The sequence below is a fragment of the Robinsoniella sp. RHS genome (genome assembly GCF_001029355.1).
In the GTDB taxonomy this organism is placed as follows: domain Bacteria; phylum Bacillota; class Clostridia; order Lachnospirales; family Lachnospiraceae; genus Robinsoniella; species Robinsoniella peoriensis.
In genome coordinates, this window is record NZ_JNGB01000206.1 from 1 (window position 1) to 4729 (window position 4729).

Consider the following 4729-nt stretch of genomic DNA (forward strand, 5'->3'; position numbering starts at 1 on the left):
ACTTTTCCCGGCTGCATCTCCATACCTGCTTAAGCAGCATTTCCATATGCCAGCCGTTTCCATTTCGCCTGTCGGAAGCGGATCACATAAACCAATCCTCTGGTGCACTCGTCCAGTGCCATAGCAATCCATACCCCTTCGAGCCCCCAGCCAAATGTTATGCCAAATACGTAAGCCATACCAAAAGCAATCAGCCACTCTCCTGTAATCCCGGCGATCATCGGAGTCTTTGCATCTCCCACTGCTATGAGGCTACGTGTCATAATAATATTAATTGCCCTGCCGATTTCCAAAAAGAATTCCAGAAATAAAATCCTTCTTCCTAAAGCCAGAACCTCCGGATCGCTGGTAAACATTCGAAATACCAGATTGCTGTTTATAAATAGCAATAGGGTCACACCAAGGCAGACACAGAGGCAGATTTTCATAGTGCTCCACACCCTCTTTTGAATATCTTCAATCTTCTTAAGCCCTAATAAATATCCCAGTACAATCTGGGTAGCCTGGGAAAGCGCAACTGCATAAACGTATGAGAGATTTGCTAAAATGCTGCAATATCCCTTTGTGGCCGTTACCATGGTTCCAAACGTATTTACAATTCCCAGAATACAGATCTGTGATACATTGTATGAAAAGCTCTCCGCTCCTGACGGAAAAGCGATCTTACACAGATTCCCCAGTAATTTCTTCGGAAACGGCATTAAAAACCGAAGTCCAAGAGGTAGCCGGACTTTCTTTACAAACAACAGAATAATCAGCAGAAGTCCTATTGTTTTACTAATTACCGTAGAGGTAGCTGCCCCTGCAATCCCAAGTTGGGGAAATCCGAGCCATCCGTTTATTAATATTGCGTTCCCTGCTATATTCAGTATATTCATAATTACCGAAACATACATCACTTCTTTCATTAAAGTATATGTACGCAGAATTGCAGCAAAATTCAAGTATAACCCCTGAACCAAAATAAAACTGCCTACGATCATCAGATATGACCTGGTCTCGCCCATGATTTCCTGCTGCAGCTTCATCATAGTAAATATCGGCTTGTTTGCCAGCATTACAATCAGAGTAATGACAACGCTGACTCCCGTTATCAAGGTCAGCGAAACCATACAGGTCTTAGATGCATTTTCGTCATCCTTTGCCCCCAGGAACTGAGACAGTATCACCGTGGTTGCCATGCTGATCATATTCAGCACAATAATAACCAGATTCATAATCTGATTTCCGTTTACAATAGCCGCCACCGATTTCTGTGAATACTGGCTGATCATGATCTGATCAATATTTCCTACTAATAACTGCAGCATCAGTTCCACAAAAATCGGAATTGACATTTTAAATACCCTGGACGTTGTATTAATTCTCACTTGCCCTGTTTGCTCTTCCATTCTCTTCTCTCTTCCTTAAGCGTGTTAACGCATAAATTTTTTCTAAATATGCCCCGTACATTATACCAAACTACTTTATATTTTCATATATTAAAAACTATCAAAAATTCCTATCGATCCGCAAAAAAGAACTGCCCTGCCAGACAAAAGCACTTTAATATGCTTACATACTGGAGGCAGTTCTTTATTTATTTCATAAATTTATTTATGATCTGATCCCTTACTGACACCGACCTGGTTTTATAAAGCACTCAAACACGAATTCTTCTTTATCTAAGCGATATTCCTTAGCCAGCTCCGGTCCACAGCTGTTGGAACCTATACCGCTTTGTATATAATCCAGGCAAAGTACTGTGTACCCGGAGGGAACTAATTCATAGTTATGTTCCTTTTGGGTTAATTCTTCCTGCGTATAGACAGAGGCATTAAAGCTGAATGTCTCTTTTCCGTAAGCCGTAAGTTCTGCTCTGGTTCCACATATTTTCACATAATCGCAATCATAGTGGCTTCCATTTTCCTGTGGACGGAGATAGTCCTCATGCATTTCCTCTATCAGACTTTGGAATTTACCATGATAGCTGGCGCGGCATTTATCAATGTAGCTTTCAACCGGTCCGAGTCCTGTGTATTCTGCCTGTTCCATTTCTTTTGGCAGGAAAAGACGAAGTCCGAACCTTGGCAGAAATGGTAAGCCGGAAGGACGGCGAACCTCCTGGTGTGTACCAATTGTTCCATCCGGATAAATGGTCCAGCATACCTGAATCTCAGCAAGCCGCTGCGTATAAATTGCGGAGAGGGAAAGGCTGGTGCTTATTTCCACACATCCCTCCCATGTCCTGTAACTGGTTTCATAGGCACGGGTAACAATTTTATCGTAATTTGCCTTCATCCAAAGGTGTTTCACATTCCGGTCATTATCGGTAGGCGCTCTCCATACATTAAATTCCATGGGTTTTTCCAGATAATTCATATTCTGGTATACCATTTTCTCAAATGCCCCGGTCAGTTTATTATATACGTAGGAAAACTCCGGTCTGCTTATATATATATAACGGTCATCTTCCTGGGTAATCAGACCTTCACTGATATTTTCTTTATTAATATTGTCTTCCTTAATAATTTCTTTTTTAATATTATCTTTCTTCTCCAGATCTTTCAGACTTTCCAGAAGAACTTTCACGGTCTGATTGCAATTATCCTCAGTGGCTAAAGCCGTTTCATCAAATCCCAACAGATCTCCTTTTTGAACCGGACCATCTGTTTTAGCCGCCCGATATTCCAGTTTCAAATAACATTTTCCTGATTTTGGAATCGTAAATTCAAGTGACAGCTTCTTCTCATGATGGGGTTTCAGATCCAGCAATGCAGCATCTGTAATCTCACGGGATTCCATAATTTTTCCATCCTGCAGTACCGCATATGTAATCGTCAAATAGTCTTTCAGGTTTAAATAATCCATAAAATTCCGGATGGTAACCTCCCCGGTATCCTGGGCAAATTGCATTACCCGTACCGGACGATGTACATTTTTAAATTCTAACAGACCTGTATGAGGCATGCGGTCCGGATAAACCAGTCCATCCATACAGAAATTTCCATCGTGAGGATACTCACCGGAATCACCGCCATAGGCATATTTTTTCTTACCCAGTTCTGTTTTTCCCACATCGATTGCATGATCACACCATTCCCAGATAAAACCTCCCATAAATCCATCATACTGCTGAATTACCTGGAAATAATCCTCAAGATCTCCCGGTCCATTTCCCATTGCGTGGCAATACTCACACTGTACAAACGGCTTATCCATTCCATTTTTAAAGTATTCATGAATTTCAGAAACAGATGCATACATCCGGCTAAAAGTATCCAGATTAGAAAAATCATTCTCCCTGTTCTTATCTGCATGAAGAGCACTTTCATAATGGGTAAGACGGGAAGGATCAAACTCCTTCGTCCAGCGCAGCGCATTTTCAAAAGTACAACCGTACCCGCATTCATTCCCCATGGACCAGCAGATAACACTCGGACGGTTTTTATCACGCTCCACACAGTGCTGAACACGATCTAATGTGGATTCTATGAAATCTGGATTATCCGAAATATAATGTGCCGTACGGGCAAAGCTCTGCAGCCAGTCTTCCTCCGTCATATAGACATCAGCGGTACCGTGGCTCTCATTGTCCGTCTCATCAATCACAAAAAAACCATACTCGTCACATAACTGATAAAACTGAGGCGCATTTGGATAATGGCTGGTACGGATCGCATTCATATTATGCTGTTTCATCAATTCAAGATCCTTTTTCATCTGGGTAACACTGATTACCGATCCCGTAACAGGGTCGCTGTCGTGGCGGTTTGTTCCATGGAGCTTAACTTTAACATTATTAATATATAAAACAGCGTCCTGAATTGTAATATTCCGGAATCCCAAACGCTCTGTAATCACTTCATTATCCGTTTTCAATACCAGAGTATAGAGAAAAGGCTGTTCTGCATTCCATAATACAGGCTGGCTGACAGCAAACTGTATTTTACTGCCCTGTGATCTGCCTTCTGCAACAATATTCCCCTGATGATCCTCCAGACAGTATTCTACCGGAATCTCTCTGCTGCTAAAAATAAGATCTGCACAAACCTCTGCCCTTTCATTATCCTGGGAAATATCTGTCTTTACAAAATAATCGAATAGCATTTCTTCCGGTCTGGCAAGAAGATAAACATCACGGAAAATTCCGGACATTCTGAATTTATCCTGATCCTCCAGGTAACTGCCGTCACACCATTTTAAGACCAGAACAGCAAGGTTATTTTCGCCTTCTTTCATCACATCCGTTACATCAAACTCACTCATTCCATGGGAAATCTGGCTATACCCCACAAATGCGCCGTTCATCCATACATAAAAACAGGAATCCACTCCTTCAAAATTCAGGTACTGCCTCGGAGCCTCCGGTAATTTATGATATTCAAAAGTATGAAGATAAGCTCCGCATGGATTATCCTGGGGTACATAAGGCGGGTCCATGGGAAATGGATATCTGGTATTCGTATACTGATGGCGGTCATATCCAAAGTTCTGCCATACGCCCGGCACCGGTATTTCTCCAAAGTTCTGTGCCTGATAGCCGGTCTGGTAGAACTCTTCCTGAAGATCATAAATACTGCCATAATACCGGAACTTCCAGGTTCCGTTTAACAGAAAAAACCGGTCAGATGCTTCTCTGTTCCCCACCAAATCATTTCTTCTGCCGGAAGCAGGAATATAGTAACTTCTGTTCGGCATTGTGTTTTTGTGTAAAACTTTCAAATCTTCATAATATCTTGGAATTATC

2 protein-coding genes are annotated in these 4729 nt (G+C 41.8%); both read right to left on the minus strand.

The features are described from left to right. Nucleotides 1-29: 29 nt before the first annotated feature. Nucleotides 30-1391 carry an MATE family efflux transporter gene (locus tag RHS_RS28385; RefSeq protein WP_027295484.1) on the minus strand — a complete coding sequence of 454 codons (1362 nt, stop codon included), beginning with the start codon at nt 1389-1391 and terminating at the stop codon, nt 30-32. A 220-nt stretch (nt 1392-1611) separates the two neighbouring features. Beyond that, nucleotides 1612-4728, minus strand: coding sequence for a glycoside hydrolase family 2 TIM barrel-domain containing protein (locus RHS_RS28390; protein ID WP_395023630.1), 3117 nt, complete (start codon nt 4726-4728; stop codon nt 1612-1614). Between the last annotated feature and the right edge of the window lies 1 nt (nt 4729).

Excerpts from the sequence above, each read along its gene's own strand:
- RHS_RS28385 (WP_027295484.1), bottom strand. The coding sequence starts at position 1,391 with ATGGAAGAGCAAACAGGGCAAGTGAGAATTAATACAACGTCCAGGGTA.